The organism is Deltaproteobacteria bacterium (assembly GCA_017302835.1).
In the GTDB taxonomy this organism is placed as follows: Bacteria; Bdellovibrionota; Bdellovibrionia; order Bdellovibrionales; family Bdellovibrionaceae; genus UBA2316.
This window is the reverse complement of record JAFLCC010000002.1, coordinates 83,828-101,386: the sequence shown is the minus strand read 5'-3', so window position 1 is coordinate 101,386 and position 17,559 is coordinate 83,828. Positions and strand designations below refer to the sequence as shown.

The following is a 17,559-nucleotide window of genomic DNA, read 5'->3' as shown; positions in this document are numbered from 1 at the left end:
CCTTCACTAGGCATTAGGTCGAAATATTCTGGGATTCGTTTCCTTTATCCATCTTTTTTATCGTTTGTTGCGCTTCATCGGTCAGCTTGTTCATTTGCAAAACAGCCTCTGCCATTTGAGGCAAAGCCTTCTGTCTAAATTGCGCAATATCATCCATTGCTATTTTCAAATCCTGAAAAGCAACTTTCAAGGTATCCATATTAAGGCTGGCACTCGAGGCTTGTTTTTGAATTTCAACACCTTGAGTTTTAAGTCTCACGGCCGTCCCTGCAATCAAATCATTAGTCGTTTGATTAACCGAATTTATTTTGTCTAAAACAATTTTTTGATTTGCCAAGGCCATGGCTACCGTGGCAGCAACTTGAAGCGCACTCACGGTGACATTCAATGATCTATTCACACCACGAATAAGTTCTTTATTGTTTCTCATAATAATTTCGGTAGCAATGACTCCTTGTTGATTTACTGCCATTTGTTGTTGAAGATCAATCACACGCTGACGAAGAGGGAATAAAATCTCTTCACTTAAAAACTTGTGTTGCTCACTGGCAGGAGTCACTTCCCGCTCTAATTTGTACACTAATTTTTGATCAATAACTTGAGAGAATTTTATCATATTCTCAAGCTTGTCACTAATTTCTCGCATCGATTTTTGATCTTCTACTAAAGTGATATTATCTCGAGTTAGTTGGTCCCTTCCGCTTTCCAATGATTTAATAATAGCAGCGATCACATCTTGGGCTGATTCAAATTTAGAAAAATATTTTTTTAAAGGATTCCCCACCCCTGGTAAAAAGCCAAGAGTTCTAGAAACCCAGCCTTCTTCAAAGCTAAACTTTGAGGGGTCCAGTTCTTCCACTTTTAACTTTAAATTAATGAGAGAGTTGGCAACATCGCCCCCCTCGGCCGAACGATCTGACAATTTCTTTACAGGTTGCTTTAATAGCTCACTTTTTTTGGCAGCTTCCTTTTGTAAATCCAGCCCAAAGGTATCTACTGCATTTTTTTGTTCCTCTTTATTCTTATAATCTTGAGGATTTAAATTTAAAATCTTATCTACAAATTGGGCTGCCTTTTGATCCAAATCAGAGCCCCCTGGCAAATTTCCTTGAACTTCCTGGGGAGAGTGAAGAACCAAGTCTTTTTTTATTTGATCCACAGAAAGTAAAGTGTCTAATTCATTTTTTTGTATAGTTTTTGTTTCCATTTAATGGACTCCATTTAGTTTCTTTTTTTGTTTTTTAGTTTTGTTTTTTGGGCTTAGGGTTTTGGGTTTGCATTATTTTAGGTTATCTTTTTTAACAAATCTGTTTTTTTACTTTCAAATTCTTGCTCACTGATAATCCCCTTAGTCTTGAGCTCATGAAGTTGATTGATGGTCTTAAAAATCTCATCATTTCCAGCTCCCGAAACAACCTCAGAAGCCCCTAAAGTTTTATTAAGAGAGGCTCCCAGCGATTGCCCCATTGCCATCGCTGTGGCCATTTCAACCCCTACAGAAGCACCTCCACCCCTTTGATCTTTCCCAAGGCTATCTGCCGCCTGAAACTGAGTATACTGCTTCATATCGCCGGTAATTTTCATAGATGACATTTTATCAATTTGACTCTGAACTTCTTCAGGCAAGGAAATGCTCTGAACTCGAAAGGTTTCCAGACTGAGACCGTAATTTTCAAACTCGTCCTGTAGAGCTGAATGAAGCATCTCAGAAAACTTTTCCTGATGTCCAGCCATGTCCAAAAAAGACACTTGTGACTGACCAAAAAAAGAAGCCAAAGAAGTTAAAATATTCGCCTTTAGTTGACCCTCGAACTCTGAAACGGTAAATATTTCCCTCGAACCAACAATTTTTTGAAAGAAAATCTTAGGGTTTTTTATTCGATAACTGTAGGTACCATAGGCACGTACTCTTACCACTCCAAAGTCTTTATCCCTTACCGTTATAGGCGTCCCCGTACCCCATTTTTGATCGATTTGTTCTTTCATTGAAAAGAAGTACAAATCTGATTTTATCGGCGATTGAAAGCCCATTTCCCAATTTTTTAAATTAGTGAGCATCGGCAGATTTCTGGTGGCTATCGTATGCAATCCTGGACCAAACAAATCAGCAACTTGTCCTTCGTTCACAAACAGAGCCAGCTGAGATTGCCTGACGGTCAGTTGTGCTCCATTCTGAATTTCACGATCTTCCATTGGATACCTAAAGGAAAGAATCCCATTCGAATCTTCCGTCCAATCGATAACATCTATTAATTGTTTTTTTAAAAATCCAAAAACCATTACTACCACCCTATGAAGAGATTGCTACTAGAATTACCAATGAAACTTTTAGAGATCAATAGGCCTCTCAGATAACTGGTCGCGTAGCAGATGTTGATCACGCAACTATGTTAGCGTAAGCTCGAGCAATGGATAAATTAAAAAGCTTAAAAAATACTCGTACTCCGCGTTTTATCAACATCAAGATAATTTATTCGATTTTATTTCTTGGATGCCTATTTTTTTATTATTCATCCATGTTTATTCTAGGAAGCCTATTTTTAGCGTCATTTCTTATCCTCTTTTTCACCATGAAATTAAGTGCAAAATCACTGGAATTAACTTCGAACTCTTCAAATTTGTTGCCCGAAACCAAATCCCTTCAAAAACAACTCTTTGAAATTCAATTTCTTGAAAATATTGAGAAACATGGCGAAAAACTTTACCTTCAATATGAGGAGTTAATAGCAAAATACGAATCTTATTTGAAACTATTAGGACTCAAATTCAATGCAAATGAAATTACTTTTCAAAGATATCATGCCGCTGTCGAATCCATTTACTTAGCTCTTATGGATAATTTCAAAAAAATGGCGAATTCCTATATATTTCTCTCTGCCACTCCTATTAAACAATTAAGATCAAAACTTTTACTAAATCCTCCTGCTGAAAACATCATCGAAATTAAAAATAAAATTTCCATCTATGAGGAACGCTTAAGTAAAACCATCGAACTCTATTCTTTAAATGATAAAGCTCTTACTGAAATCGACAAATTGGCTTTTGCTTTAAATGAAATTAAAAGCTCACAGACTCCTTCTGAGCAAGACTTGAAAGAGATGATGAGTCAATTGCAGGAGCTTGCCGACCGAGCAAAAAAATATAATTTGTAATTTGTGGAAACAACAAGTTAGCTTGGCACGTGCTTGAAAAGTCTTAAATCGAGGCCGAAGGAAGGAGTCGACTGCGACCTGGCACAGCCAAGTCGCAGGGAGCCCGACCGACGAGAACGAAGATTTAAGACTTTTCAAGCTCGCTCTAACTAGAAATTTAGGTTCATTTGGAGAGCGTAAACTCTGTTTTCCTTTGGTGAATTAAACGTGCCCACATCTTCGCCATAGGTAACTAGATCTAGATTAAACCAAGCAAAGAGCGCCGACGCGCCTGCTGTGAAATATCCTTGATTTAAACCAAACCGGTAATTTCCCTTCCACCAATTGAACATTGTCCAATCGAACTCAAATCCTATATGAGTTCCTTTTCTGATGTTAAAGGCAGGATGAAGAATGTTCCTAAAATCCAATGTTCCTCTTCCTCCAAAAATCCATAGACTTGGGTATTCCCAGCGGGAACCAATATCGATAACTCTAGTTAATTTTTCAGGCTTGCTAGCTGACGTTGCTTCTTTATTAAATAACTTCAAAGAACCCATGGCTTCGGCATCAACTATATTTCTGACAACGAGTCCAAAAGTTGGCCTGGACAATCTTAATAATGAAAAAATGCTTCCATCATCATCGATATGTGGTTTCACCAAAAAACCAACATCCGCATCTATAAAATAACCTTCTTTCAGATCCGATGTTTGCACAAAACTGGAGTCTGCAGCGAGCTCAATGGCATCTATGGCCTTACTAAAATAACCCCGATTAACGACCTTGCCAGTGATTCCCCAGGATACTTTCGCAGATTCTATATCCTTAAAAGTATCCGCCCATGCAAAAGAAAAAGTGGTGTCCAAATACATTGTTGCATTCACTGCCACCGGTTGATTTGGGGTTAGCTCTAAAGAGATATCTGCTGGAATAAACCCTACTCCCCAGCCTTGCCCCACCCAAACACCATTCGGAGCCACGAACCTTCCTCCAAATGATTTTCCGTATTGCTTTTGAATAGCCGAAAATATCGCATTTTGCTTATCAGTTTCACTACCTTTAGTGCTTGAAGCCGTGCTAATTTCACTGCCAAAACTTTGAAATGAGGAAGTCATTCCGACCCCAAAGGATAAGTTCATCTCGCCATTTTCTCTAAAAGCTAAACCGGCAGGGTTATAATAAATTGCCGTATAGTCATTAGCTACAGCAACAAAAGCTCCTCCCATTCCCATCGCTCTTGGAGACAAGTAAGATTGATGAATTTTATATGAAACTCCATCATAACCAGCAAAAACAACTTCGGCAGCAAATAGCATCAATAAGTACACAGACAAAAGAATTTTCATGTTTCCTCCAACTAGAGCTTCACAAAAATTGTAAAAACAATTTATACTTTTTTGTATGCGTCTTTTACAATTCTCACTTTTTTTGACTTTTGTCTGGTATAGCCTAGGAAATTCAGCTCCTCTGATCGAACCTATCCCATCTAAGCCTGTACCTCATCTTTATCTAAATGAAACTAAGGGCGAGGAAATGGAGATAGTAACTCCTAGCTCTAAACAACTTCAACTTGGCTATCTTGCAGGTAATATTTTTAGCACCTCTGAATCGGCAGCAAACTGGTTTTTAGGGTACGCGCAAAAAAGAGAGATCGAATTTGAAAAATACTATTTAATTGGTGCTCTTTTTGATTTTAATAAAAACCTTGGAATTTCGATAAGATCAGATCTTAAAAGTTTAAACCTTGTTTATTTTTACCCACTAGAAAATATAGAGATTGGACTGATTCATTTTATAAACTCAAACGAAGGAATTTCAAACATAGTTAATATCAATCATACCAAAATGAGTGTTGGATATAATTTTTTGAAATTAATAACTCTGAATACCTTTTATGGGTTTTATGGATTTTCTTACGAAGTTCATTTTTCAATTTGGTTTTAAAATTTGCGAAAGGACGCCTAAAACTTGATTTCTTAAATCGATTTGTGAACCATTATTATCAATAATAAATTTAGATTTTAGTTTTTTTTGATCTAGCGGCATTTGACTTTCTAGACGCTTTTTTATTTCCTCTTTTGTCCAATTGTTTCTTTCTTGTATTCTTTGCATCTGAACCTCATTGTCAGCGACAACAAGAATAATTTCATCAAATGAATTCTGCATATTTTTTTCAAACAAAAGAGGCACATCGTAAAATAAAATCTTTTCTCCATGCTTTTCAGAATCATTTTTTATAATTTGAATTTGTCTTTGAATGAGAGGATGAACAATATTTTCTAATTTAAGCAATTCATGCTTATTATTAAAGACCACTTTTGCCAATTTACTTCTATCAATTGTCTTGTCTGATTTTAATAGCTGCGTGCCAAAACTTTCAAGAACCTTTAAATAACCCGACTCACCAATCTCAAGCTGTTTTTTTGCCAGCTCATCCGCATCTAATACTTGATAGCCCAACTCTCTTAACACTTTGGCAACACTTGATTTTCCAGTTCCCATGGAGCCGGTAATTCCAATCCATTTCAAAAGCGCCTCCTTTTTCTTTCATAGTCTAGGTCGAGTCAAAATTCATAGTTCTAATAAAACTCCAACTCAAATTCAGACTTTAGTCTATGTTATTATTTTATTTCAGAAATTTTTTATTACACCGAATTAAAACAGTAGGAAAAATTAATGGCAAATAGTTACGAAAGATTTGGAAAATACATCCTATTAGAAAAATTAGCTTCAGGTGGTATGGCTGAGGTCTATTTATCAAAGCACACTGGCGCCATCGGCGTCAGCAAGTTCGTTGCCATAAAACGAATTCTTCCTCAGTATTCTGACAATGAAGAATTCATTGAAATGTTTAAAGAAGAAGCGAAAATTGCCGTCAATTTAAATCACAGCAATGTGGTCCATATACATGAGTTTGGCATTGAAAAAAATCAATTCTTTCTTGTGATGGAGTACGTGGAAGGACGAAACCTCAGACAAATAATTAATGAGCTGAAGAAACGGGCCAACCATTTTCAAATTGATCAAGTTGCTTATATAATAAAGGAAGTTGCCGCCGGACTAGATCATGCTCATCGCTGCCTCGATGGAACCACTGGAAAGCCATTGAATATCACCCATAGGGATATGAGCCCACAAAATATAATGATCAGTTTCGAAGGACAGGTTAAAATTATCGACTTCGGAATTGCCAAAGCAGAGAATCAACTGGAATCAACCAAAACAGGCACACTTAAAGGAAAATTTGGATACATGAGTCCGGAACAAGCCGATGGTCAACATATTGATCTTCGCACTGATGTTTTTTCTCTGGGAATAGTTTTTTGGGAGCTTCTTGCCAAGGATAGATTGTTCTCTGGAAATAATGAAGCCTCAATTCTTAGAAAAATAAGAGAATGCGCAATTCCTTCTTTAAGAAAAATCGATCCAGCGATTCATCCCGATCTCGAAAAAATAGTCAATAAAGCGCTCGCAAAAGATAAGAATTTAAGGTATCAAACTTCCGCAGCTCTGCATAGAGACTTAAATAAATTTTTAAATACCCACTATCCCGAGTTTTCACCTCAAGATTTCAGTGTCTTTATTAAACATACTTTTGCAGATTCTTTTTCTGAACAAAAAGGGAAGTTAGTGGAATTTTCAAGTGTTCAAATTCCTGAGGAAGAGGGGACAGAAAAATCCGTCACGAAAGTGAATGAGAAATACCAAATTAGACTCAATTCGGCGGCTGAAGAACTCCATCGTTTACCAGCCCCAGAGGCAGTGCGACTAGAGAAAGTAAATGACTTTATCAGCGAAGAAGATAAATTAGAAATTCCTGAAATCACTAGCAAAATGGGTCATTCAAAACCGGCTCATAATCAAATTGAAGAATCCGCCATTTTTCACAAAACAATTAATACCAAATCATTTGCAAAAAATACCTTTGGTAACAAAACAAAAAAGGTTAACCTCAAAGATTCGAAAAACAAAAGACAAAATAGACTAACCGGATTTGAACCAAAAGTTAAAGAGAATAGTTTTTCTTCATTTTTTATTGTATTGCTATTAGTTTTGATTTCGGGCGGTGGCTTCATTTACTTAAAAAAACCAACTTTGATCACAGACTTTTTCGTCTCGGTTGATCCTCAAACTTGTTCAACTCAAAAAAATAATTCAAAATGTATTGAAAAATGCTTGGCTGGGAATAAATCATATTGTTTTGCAAATGCATCAACGACAACAAAACCAAAAAACCCTCCCATAGCAAAAAAACCCGAAGAAACAAATGTCATAAATCAATCCTCAAATGATCCAATTCAACATTCATCAGCCACTGAAAAATACTCGATCTATGTAGACACTCATCCACCCTTAGCTGAAGTTTATATTGATGATATAAAACAAACTGGCTACACTCCAATGATGGTCGAAGTGCCAGCAAAAAGGAGTTTTAAGTTTAAACTCTTCAAAGAAGATTATGATCCCATTGAGAAAAAATTATACGTAACACATAAAGGATTTAATATTAAGGAAACTCTCACCGAAATGAAATATGGGTACATTATCATAAATTCTCCGAATGCAGGGACCCAGTATAATATAAGTATAAATAAAATTTCAAAACCAGAGTACGTGCTAAGACAATTGATCAAAGTTCCTGCACTAACTAAATTAAAAGTGGAAGTCGTCAATTCACTTGGCTTTGTCGCCACCCAAGACCTCTTAGTTAAGGAAAATACGAAACAAGCTATCGAAATCATTCTCAAGAAAGCTGAATAATGACCACGAGAACACTCCCCTCTTTTCTTTTAGAGTTCCTGCAACGTGATCAAAAAGTGGCATTCCTTTATAAGGATGAGGACTCATGGAAACCCATTTCTTGGTCGAATTATCAAAAAGATGTCTATAAGTTTGCTCAATTTCTTCATGAATCAAACTTATCTGAATCAGCTAAGGTAGCTATCATTTCAAACACTCGATATGAATGGTCTGTCATTGAATTAGCTATCATGTGCGTACAAGCTATCTCAATTCCTATTTATCAAAATTCAACCCCTGAAGAAATGAAGGTCATACTCAATCACTCACAAGCTGAGCTCATTATTCTAGAAAACAATACTACTCTGAAGTCTTGGAACAAAATCAAAAAGGACTGTCCTCATGTTAAAAAAGTTATTTTAATGGAACAAGCTTCAATTGTAGATAAAGAGCTTATCTCCATAGAAAATATATTTTCCAAAATAATTTCTCAGAATGAAATCAAAAGAATTGAGAATCAAATTAATAAAATTCAATCCTCTGACTTAGCAACCATAGTTTATACAAGCGGAACCACGGGAGAACCTAAAGGCGTTTTATTAACACATGAACAAATCATTTCTGAAGTTAGCGAGGCTTTTCCCACTTGCGGTGTCAGTTCCGAAGACACGTCCTTAACTTTTCTTCCCTTTGCTCATGTATTAGGTCGCATCGAAACATGGGCTCATTGCTATTTTGGATACACCATGGCCTTTGCTGAAAGTATTGACAGAATTAAAAATAATTTAACGGAAATCAACCCGACTTTTGTTTTCGCAGTTCCAAGAATTTTCGAGAAAATTTTCACCTTTGTTATAAGCAGTCTTGAACAAAATAAATATAAAGCTAGGGCCTTTCATTGGGCTCTTGATGTGGGGAAAAAAGTTTGCACTGCTTACCGAGAAAATGAAAGAATTTCGCCGAAAGATTTATTTATTTATGAGTTAGCTAAGGCAATTCTCTTAAAAAATATTAAAAACGTATTTGGAACTCGGTTAAGGTTTTGCGTGAGTGGTGGCGCTCCCATAAATCGAACCATCTCAGAGTTTTTTGAAGCCTGTGGCGTTATCATCCTAGAAGGGTATGGGCTGACAGAAACAACGGCCGCTATCTGTGTTAATACTCCTTTTAATTATCGATTTGGCAGCGTTGGCCTTCCCATAGGCGATGTCGAGCTCAAAATTGCGTCGGACGGTGAGATCTTAGTTAAAAGCAAAAAGGTCATGAAAGGATATTACAAAAATCCCGAGGGAACAAAAGAAGCCTTCGACGGATCTTGGTTTAAAACGGGTGATATCGGAGAAATTCTACCCTCGGGAGATTTGCGAATCACCGACAGAAAGAAAGATTTAATTAAAACAGCAAATGGAAAATATGTGGCCCCACAAAAGCTAGAAGGAATTCTTAAATTGAACCCTCTTATTTCACATGCCTTGATACATGGAGATCAAAAAAAGTATGTTATTGCCCTTATTACTTTAGACAAAGACAAAACCCTTGCCTGGGCAAAATCCAATGCTATTAATATCTCTGATTGGAACGAGCTCATTTCTCATAGTCTTGTTGTCGACAATATTAGGACGACCATTATTAATTTGAACGCGGAATTAGCGAGCCATGAAAGTATCAAAAAACATCAAATCATTCCTGATGACTTTACTGTTGAAAATGGATCGCTTACACCCTCGCTAAAGGTGAAAAGAAAACTACTAGATCAAAAATACAAGTCAATCATTGATGGCCTCTATGATTAATCATAAAAAGCGTGTTTGATTAGAGCCAAAATCTAAAGGTGACAGCCCCAAAGTATGATGAAAAATTCAAAGTCTTGTTTTCACCTAATGTATTTTGATAGAGATCGCCAGCCACTTTGGATCCAGAAAATGATGTAACATCTTTGGCATATTTAATTTCACTAAATACTAAACTTCGATATCCAAGTTCGATTCCAAAAGTAGTTGTATCCACAAAAGACCACTCCATTCCAAAGCCTCCAACCATCAAGGGAGCAGTGCTTTTCAATGGAACCTCATGGTCTGAATTTGGCGATACGACAACTCCAGTAAATGTATTTGTCATTGTTAAATTTGACGATCCATAGCAAGCGAATAAATAAATTCGCGAACTTGGCAGTCTATTCAAATGAATTTCTATCCCTAACTTAGGTGAAACAACAGTGACATCACTTGAAACTAAATAATTAACTGTTCCAGATTGTGAAGCCGTAACATCAGAAAGCTTTCCCGGCTTCAAAATTTCAAAAGCAAAGCGCCAACCAACATAGGGTGTTGAATACACAAATCCAAATTCTCCCCCCATCCCTAGCTTATATTCATCTGAGAAAGAATCCGTTGCCGTTACAATATCATCAAAAGGTGCTGTTTTCAATAGCGAGGAACTCATCTCACCCGAAAAATAACTTGCAAATTTTTCCTGACTTAAAGTTAAAACCCTAGCTGAAATTTGGATTGAAAATAAAAATAGAATAAAAACATATTTCATAAAAACATATCTAAAACAAGTTTACTTGTTTTTTTCTGTCCTTTAATTTGCAATACTTTAAGTTGCAATGGCTTCTTTAAATCTAAAATTAAAGTTAGCGTTTTATCAGTAGGGTCAGATAACAATCTGCCATTTCGTACATAAATAGAATCTTTTATAAACTTTGATAATTGAAGTTCATCGACTAACGACACTGGCATTTGATTAAAGTTTATAATAACTTGAGGTGGATTTTTTTGTAATTGGACATGGTAATAACCAGGCAATCCCTTATTCTCTTTCCCTTTGATATTTCCAACATCCACAATCCATCTTTCAGAATTCAGATTTTGAAAAAAAACTTTATCTAACTTAAGTAAAGAAAAACCATTGCCGGCTTGACCCCCAGATAAGGCCCCCTGAAATTTCAATATATTATTTGTTGACACAGAAGAACTTGGAATTGCGGCCAACAAATAAAAAGAAAAAAGAATAGCTCCGAAAAATATTTTTAACATAATTAAACTCCTCTCAACGAGAATTCTTTAATTATAGTACCTTTGGTCTTTATTCCTTGTCAAAGTGGTACATAGCTTTTAACTTCATTTGAATATCTAGACCTAAGCGCAGGGTGTGGGGCCAAGTGAAGGTAAAATAAAGATCAGAGTGGTAAAAACTAGAACTGCTGTTTACAAAATCGATAACCCCAATAAACGCCGGTTCTATACCTATTGGTATCTATAACAAAATTTTCCTTTGCTACTTCAAAACTATCCTTATCTTCAATAAGATGCGCTTTTAAGTCGAAAGATTCATAGGCATATCCAAGCATTACAGGTAATGATTCAAAAAAAACACTGTTTTCTTCTCGATAATGACAAGCTAAATAGGCAGCCATAAAGTTATGACGATTTTTTCCGGCCATCTGGATACCTTGAATGTTCATTGGATAATTATTCTTTACGGCCCAATTGTAAACCGTTTGAAATTCATTAATTTGGATTCGAGTTGATAAGAAATAGTCCAGAGTCACAGAAGGTGAATTTGTTTTCCTTAAAATGAACTGCCAAACATGATCATGAAAACCACGGATATAAGAACTCGCAGACTGAGACGATGAAAAGAAAAAATTAAGCTGAGCCAAAAATTCCTCGCGCAAAGCAGGTGTGTCTTTTTTTGATCCAAGAAAAATTTCCCAAAGATTAATTCCTTGTTCTCTAGCGTTTGGCCGTCCAAAGGCCTTTCTCAATTGATCCATAAACCTAGCGGTATTTTGAATGTGTTTTTCCCAACTTGTTTCAGATACCATAGATCGACCGATCATGTAGTCAGCCATCATACAGGGAAATGGATCCACAGAATTCGTAAAATTGGGAACTTGAAAAGAAACACAATGAGGATCCAAATCTGAAAAAACTTGGTGAACTTTCAGATAACAATTTCTGCCAATCGACCCAGTATCGCCGAAATCGTTTTCACTATTTTTTGAAGAATCACACAAGGTATCCAAGGTTTTGTGAATCGACGAAAACCGTTCCCTTTCAAAATTTTTAAACCCTCTTTCATTCTTATCTAGAGTGTCTAGGCAACTTTTTTCGACGTTCAGGCTATCAGAATACAACGATAAAAAATCAAGAACAACTTCTCGATTGTCAGAATACAATGGTAACTTTTCAAATCTCATTTTTAATTTTTTTTGAGTATCCACTGAACATTGATTCAGAGACGAAAGTCGATATTCAAGAATTTTGTGAATACGCCCGCTAAGAACGCGGTAATTTTGCAGAGTTAAAAATAAAACAGGATTGGTTTTATGTAAAGGTTCTTCGGCTAAAGCTAAAGAACCCCACACAGTGGTGAAAAGGAGGTAACAAATTGAAAACAACATTTTCATATAGACTCCTCCTAATCAACACCAACAAGGAACACTCACGATTGAAATTCCAGATTAATCAGCACTTCCACTAGAAACTTCGACATAGGTAGGAGGTACATAAGCCGGTGTAGCGGGAGTAGAAATTCTAGAACCAGGTCGCACAACGGTACCAGTTCCATATCCTGTTCCAGTTTGGGCTTTGCTATCAACAACAGCAATACAAGCGAAATCAACACAAGAATAGTTTGCTTGTTGAGAAAGCGATGAATACTCGCTGCCACCTTTACCACCAACTCGAGCCCCATTAGCGGAGTATACTCGAACACCATTGTTTGACCACAATAAGCTAGCTTTCACACACACTCCATGTTGTTTAGCGTATTGAGAAGCTTGATCAAAAAATCCACTGCCTTGAGTTTTATAGATCATGGCACCTGTAACTCGACCATTAATGGCTAGTTGACATACTTCAGGTGTAGTTGCTGCGAAAGAAAGTGATGAAATCACCATCATCGCCAAAATTGCTATTTTCATAAAATCTCCTTTTTTGTTTGTTTAGTGTTTATTAAATTAAAAATTTGACTGACTTTAATTTATTTATGAAAAAATTTCGCTGTATTTGTTTTTGACAGGTAAAAAGGTAAATAGAGATTTTTTCGTTTACTGATAAGTAAATAAATCCGCTTACTATTTACGCAATTGTTCTATTTTCTTAAATTCAAGTGCTTTATAAAAAATGTATTCAATGAATGAGTCAAAAAATTTATTAAAAAGGAGCTACTATATGAAAACAGCGATAACTAAAATCTTATTCACAATTCTTATATTTTGTCTTATCTCTTGCGGAGAAAAAAAAGAAGAACAAAAAGAAAGTTTTGATGAAAATACCTATAACGGTTTCAAAACAAATGCTCTCAATGAAAGCAATTCAGATATTGAATACATTGAAAAATCAAATTATAGACATTCGATAATCTTTAAAAAAGATAACTCGATTGAAGTAAGATTGAACCATGTATTGAGCTATTATATGGAATCAACTCCAGATAAAGTTTATAAAACTAAACTAGATGCGATTAATCAAAAAATACTGTTGGCAACCAGTAAACTGACTCCACAGGATTCTAAGCAAGCATGGGAAGAAACTGAGAAAGAAGCTATCGCTTTGGCAAATAAGGAAATTGTTCCTGTCTCTTGCACCCTATTTATGAAGGGAAACAACTTAAATCCAAAAAAAGCTCCGGCTACCCATCAAAGTAACGAAAAAGGCCAATTTGCAACTCTTGATCTAGATATTCTTGAAACCAAAAGTATCCCCTATCTCACCTCCGATAAAATTCCAACTGACCTTCATGAAAAAAGCTGCGATCAAAAATCTTATCTTAACTGGCTAGAAAATATTGATCCAGAAGAGAAATATACATTCCTTAAAGCACAATTCATTAGCCAATGGTTTCTTTTTAACGACGATAAAGGTTTTTTCGAACACCAAAAGGCTACATTGTCGTTTAACAGCATGAATGATAAAGAGCTAACACTATCTGATACGATCTTAGAACGGAAGTTTTCTAAATAAGTTTTTTGTTTTCGTTGAAAACAACTGTTTAAAGTTATTACGGCTGTATATTATTTCACATCAATAGCAAAATATCAGGTATGAATTTTGCTGTTAATTATTTATGTGATGATTAAATTTAATTCTATTTTCCAACCTCGCCAGTTTTTCTATTTAATTTTTGCTTTAATTTTTAGTACAAATGCAAAAACAGATGGCTTTTCACTTAATAATAGGTGTTTCGATTATTATAAGAAACCAACAATAATTTCAAGTGACCAAGAATCCAGCCTTGATGAAATTATTACCGTCCTTAATAGCGCCCCATTATCGGATGAGGCGTTAAAATATATTCAAAATACCAATTTACCATTTCAAATATCACCCAAAACTCTTTCACATATACTTTATGGAGATTATAAATTAGATGGCAATGATCTTATTTTATCTGGAGGTCTTCATACTGTTGAAGGATTTCATAGATTCCTATCACTGCATGTTGGACTGAAAAATCATTTTGAACTAAATCCACAAGATATTAAAACTTTTAAAAATGGAGTGACCGCTATTCGTTTTCCGCAAGAGATATTTCCTCAACAAAAAACAGGTCTAAAACATAATACAAACAAAACCAATATGAAACATTTTTTCCCAAGAGATTGGGACCAATTAAATATTGTTAAAAAAATAGCTTTGATTTACCGACATTTTTCAAATCAAAAAATATTTTTTCAAGATAGTGACCGTTTCAAAATTAAAGGACGTATTAATTTAGGTCAGAATATTATAATGAACATCGATCTTATTTTCTTCGTTGACCCGTTAGCGCCCAAAGACGCCAAACCAACTCTGATATCTGCATATCCTAGTTCTGATCAAACAAACTGACCTTTTTTTAAAGTAAAATGTCTTCGAAAAAGGCGCCGGCTTTTTTTGATTCATCAATAATGTGTATTTCTAAAACCCACAAATTCTTAGTTGTTACTGATTCTATTTCAAACAATTTTTCAGAGGAGAACAGCTTATGGACCTACAACTCCATTTATTGTTAAAAGAGAATTTCATTCTGGGAATGGATTAAGCTTGTACGATACCCTCGTTGTATAAAACCTCTGGAATAGTACATTATTTAATTAAATGGAATAACGCGAATTGTTCTATCTTTTCCTAATAAGTCCTTTACGGTAACTTCAAAACCTTCAGCAAACTGTTCTTTAATCAATTTCATATAACCTTTCAATTCTGCACAAAGTGGATTTAAGGCACAAAGAGGCCTTATAACTTGATGATCAGCTGTTACAAATGTAGGAACTACCCCCTGATTATTTTTCTCTGCAAAAAATAAATCAGTAATAGTTTCTCTGTCCTTATAAGAGGTTGCACTAACTCCGCCTACTTCTAGTTTTTCAATTTCCCTATTTAAATCGCGATAAAGGTCAGAAGATCGCGAATCTGAAATAGGGACAAGTCTAGTGCCCTCGGGAATTAATTCTGCAACTTTTCCATCATTTATTTCTTTCGCTGTTCGATTAGATATCCAAAAGTGAATATCTTCCCCATGTTTTTTTTTCGTTTTTATTAGTTTAATTAGAGCCGAATAACGTTGTTGACGGCTTATTCCAGCATTACCTTTTCGCACTTCCTCAAAAACTTTAATCAAATTAGAATCAATCACCATGGACGAATCACTCAAGGGCACCGGGCGCAATAATTTGCCTTTTTCATCGTAGAAGACTCCATGCATGGCTGCCTTAAAAGTAGTATGACATACAGCTTTTTCTCTCTGATCTCTTGGTGGTATTTGTCTTAATCCAAAACAAGACTCGAATAGAATCATAATTGTAATAACTATTTTTACTAAATTCATTTACTTATATCGGAGATTAAATCTATTTTTTTAGCCCTTGAGCTAACAAAATCGCAATTTTTTTATTAAACCATACTCTAGTCGTGTTCTGTGACTTTACTCACTTCCGATAAGTTTAAAGTAATGTATTTATTTTTTATTCTTTCTTTTTTAGTATTTAAATCGGAGGCCCAAACCTACGATTGGTTGCGTTCAAGTGTTAATGAGTTCTGGTACAATCAATTTGCAGAAAAGTGTGCTTCTTCTAGTTTTGCCGGAGGCAATGGAACTTGTTCGAAATCTGAGGACTCGTCACAGATAAATCAAAACCTCAGCAAAGACCTGCTAACGAAATCATATTTTGATGAAGCTCTAAAGGAGCAAAGTATACAGAATCAATGTCAATTTACCTATTGGAGCAGATTAAACACGGATGACAATTCAGCTTTTAAGGACCAAGACGAAGCAAATAAAAAGCTAAATGTTCAATTTCCAGAATTACAAAATAAATTGAAGTCTATTAGCCCCTCAAACCGCAATATTGATTCAAAGCCCACGAATAATAATTCTATAAAAGAAGCCCAAGAAGCCCAAAAACGAATTGTTGATAAACTTGTTGAAAGCAGTTTTCAAATTGCGCAAAAGGAAAGGGAGTTGAACTTTATAAAAGCAAGTAATCCAGTATTTTCAGCGGATCCAACTTTATCTCCAAAACTTAAAATAGAGAAGTTGACAAACGAGATAGCTGTTCTAGAGAATTCCTTGTTGTTTTCTGAAGATCCGGAAGTATCCAGTTTTGTAAAATTTAAAATAATTAAAAAAATTCATAATACTTATGCCTCTGGAAAAAATCCAGATTTAAATGAATTAAAAAAATATTTCTATGAAGATAACTCTGACAGTTTTCAATCGCAAGTTGTCAACAGAAAGCTCATATCAATTTCAGAAGAACAAGTTAAGTTTTCTAAAATAAATGGAATGTATGACAAAGATTACTATTTTAAAGTTGCTACGATTCAGTCAGGGATTGGAGCAAATATATTAAATCGAAAGGTTAATCAAAATTCGCAGTTTGCTCAAATACAATGTGATCTAGATTCCAAATACGGAAAAGGAGAAAAAATTTCATCCATAGCAAACTCTGTTGTCATTGGGGGGGTTACAATTTTTTTTGGAGGAGCTGCCTTAATGTTAAGTCGTTTGGCACAAATTGGAATAGCCACACAAAGGGCCGCAAAATTAGGACATGTAATTTCAAGTGTCGCCAATACGTCGATTTCAACAACCGAAGTCGTCAAAAGTATTGTTGACTCTTGTTCACCTCATTATCAAAAGATGGAAAGTTCTATTTGTTCCCGTGTAGAAAATCAAAAAAATAACGGTATTGATCTTGAATTAACTTCACAGATCAATCATTCAGAATGTTTAACTGATTTAGGTTTAGCAGCACTTTCTGGAACTGTTGCTTTAAATAATTTCTCCCAAGCTAGAAAACTAAAACGGGATCAACAAATTGCAATTTTAGGTATATCTCAAAAATATAACTCACTTATTGAAAGTATTAAATCAGATACTCGTTTAAACGCAAAAGAACGTAAGCAATTGCTTTCAGAACTGGATCGATCCATTTCCTTTTCGAAAATAGAAAACTTTCCTAGAAAAGAATTTTTAGAATCTATAGCCAAAGAAAATCCTCAAGATCTACATCAGGCTTTAAAAGAAATTAATAATTCTGTTAAGGGACCAGACTGGAAAACTAGGGCTCGAAATTGGATATCAGAAAAAAAATTTAAAAAAGAAGACGCCGACGAATTAGAGAAGTGCCTGGTTGACACAAACACCCAAACTAGTTCTTGTTCAGCTTTGAAAAACAATCCTGAAACTTAAT

16 protein-coding genes are annotated in these 17,559 nt (G+C 35.3%); 7 read left to right on the top strand and 9 right to left on the bottom strand.

The genetic code is table 11. The features are described from left to right. Positions 1–13: 13 nt before the first annotated feature. Positions 14–1,207, bottom strand: a complete 1,194-nt coding sequence (locus J0M15_02435) for a toxic anion resistance protein (protein ID MBN8535884.1) — start codon at positions 1,205–1,207, stop codon at positions 14–16. Between the two features lie 77 nt (positions 1,208–1,284). Continuing rightward, complete coding sequence (locus J0M15_02430) at positions 1,285–2,280, bottom strand: SPFH domain-containing protein (GenBank protein MBN8535883.1); 996 nt, start codon at positions 2,278–2,280, stop codon at positions 1,285–1,287. Between the two features lie 290 nt (positions 2,281–2,570). On the opposite strand from J0M15_02430, the gene J0M15_02425 reads away from it, so the two are divergent. Further along, positions 2,571–3,152: a hypothetical protein gene (locus J0M15_02425; protein ID MBN8535882.1), complete on the top strand. Its 582-nt coding sequence runs from the start codon at positions 2,571–2,573 to the stop codon at positions 3,150–3,152. Positions 3,153–3,301: 149 nt separating this feature from the next. Here the strand turns inward: J0M15_02425 and J0M15_02420 are convergent, their stop codons facing one another. After that, on the bottom strand, positions 3,302–4,480 hold the full coding sequence (locus J0M15_02420) for a hypothetical protein (protein ID MBN8535881.1): 1,179 nt from the start codon (positions 4,478–4,480) through the stop codon (positions 3,302–3,304). Positions 4,481–4,667: 187 nt separating this feature from the next. On the opposite strand from J0M15_02420, the gene J0M15_02415 reads away from it, so the two are divergent. Further along, complete coding sequence (locus tag J0M15_02415) at positions 4,668–5,078, top strand: hypothetical protein (GenBank protein ID MBN8535880.1); 411 nt, start codon at positions 4,668–4,670, stop codon at positions 5,076–5,078. Here J0M15_02415 and J0M15_02410 read toward each other — a convergent pair. Beyond that, complete coding sequence (locus J0M15_02410; GenBank protein ID MBN8535879.1) at positions 5,064–5,663, bottom strand: dephospho-CoA kinase; 600 nt, start codon at positions 5,661–5,663, stop codon at positions 5,064–5,066. The two genes, J0M15_02415 and J0M15_02410, sit on opposite strands and share 15 nt — an antisense overlap. Positions 5,664–5,810: 147 nt before the next feature. Between J0M15_02410 and J0M15_02405 the strand changes: the two genes are divergently transcribed. Both J0M15_02405 and J0M15_02400 read left to right on the top strand, forming a co-directional pair. Then, positions 5,811–7,895, top strand: a complete 2,085-nt coding sequence (locus tag J0M15_02405) for a serine/threonine protein kinase (GenBank protein MBN8535878.1) — start codon at positions 5,811–5,813, stop codon at positions 7,893–7,895. Continuing rightward, positions 7,895–9,667: a long-chain fatty acid--CoA ligase gene (locus tag J0M15_02400; protein MBN8535877.1), complete on the top strand. Its 1,773-nt coding sequence runs from the start codon at positions 7,895–7,897 to the stop codon at positions 9,665–9,667. Before J0M15_02405 ends, J0M15_02400 begins: the two co-directional genes overlap by 1 nt. 19 nt (positions 9,668–9,686) lie before the next feature. Here J0M15_02400 and J0M15_02395 read toward each other — a convergent pair whose 3' ends face one another. The 4 genes from J0M15_02395 to J0M15_02380 all read right to left on the bottom strand — a co-directional run bounded on the left by J0M15_02395 (position 9,687) and on the right by J0M15_02380 (position 12,804). Beyond that, positions 9,687–10,415, bottom strand: a complete 729-nt coding sequence (locus J0M15_02395) for a hypothetical protein (protein ID MBN8535876.1) — start codon at positions 10,413–10,415, stop codon at positions 9,687–9,689. Continuing rightward, positions 10,412–10,912 (bottom strand): hypothetical protein, encoded by a 501-nt coding sequence (locus J0M15_02390; GenBank protein ID MBN8535875.1) that lies wholly within the window; start codon positions 10,910–10,912, stop codon positions 10,412–10,414. Before J0M15_02390 ends, J0M15_02395 begins: the two co-directional genes overlap by 4 nt. 158 nt (positions 10,913–11,070) lie before the next feature. Then, complete coding sequence (locus tag J0M15_02385; GenBank protein ID MBN8535874.1) at positions 11,071–12,288, bottom strand: hypothetical protein; 1,218 nt, start codon at positions 12,286–12,288, stop codon at positions 11,071–11,073. A 54-nt stretch (positions 12,289–12,342) separates the two neighbouring features. Beyond that, the gene (locus J0M15_02380; protein ID MBN8535873.1) at positions 12,343–12,804 is read right to left on the bottom strand and encodes a hypothetical protein; all 462 of its coding nucleotides are present in this window, start codon (positions 12,802–12,804) and stop codon (positions 12,343–12,345) included. A gap of 250 nt (positions 12,805–13,054) precedes the next feature. On the opposite strand from J0M15_02380, the gene J0M15_02375 reads away from it, so the two are divergent. Next, positions 13,055–13,846 carry a hypothetical protein gene (locus J0M15_02375; GenBank protein MBN8535872.1) on the top strand — a complete coding sequence of 264 codons (792 nt, stop codon included), beginning with the start codon at positions 13,055–13,057 and terminating at the stop codon, positions 13,844–13,846. 108 nt (positions 13,847–13,954) lie between these two features. Continuing rightward, positions 13,955–14,713, top strand: a complete 759-nt coding sequence (locus tag J0M15_02370; protein ID MBN8535871.1) for a hypothetical protein — start codon at positions 13,955–13,957, stop codon at positions 14,711–14,713. A gap of 241 nt (positions 14,714–14,954) precedes the next feature. Here the strand turns inward: J0M15_02370 and J0M15_02365 are convergent, their stop codons facing one another. Beyond that, positions 14,955–15,503 carry a hypothetical protein gene (locus tag J0M15_02365; protein MBN8535870.1) on the bottom strand — a complete coding sequence of 183 codons (549 nt, stop codon included), beginning with the start codon at positions 15,501–15,503 and terminating at the stop codon, positions 14,955–14,957. Between the two features lie 279 nt (positions 15,504–15,782). Here J0M15_02365 and J0M15_02360 point away from each other — a divergent pair, with 279 nt between their 5' ends. Beyond that, positions 15,783–17,558: a hypothetical protein gene (locus J0M15_02360; GenBank protein MBN8535869.1), complete on the top strand. Its 1,776-nt coding sequence runs from the start codon at positions 15,783–15,785 to the stop codon at positions 17,556–17,558. Position 17,559 lies beyond the last annotated feature (1 nt).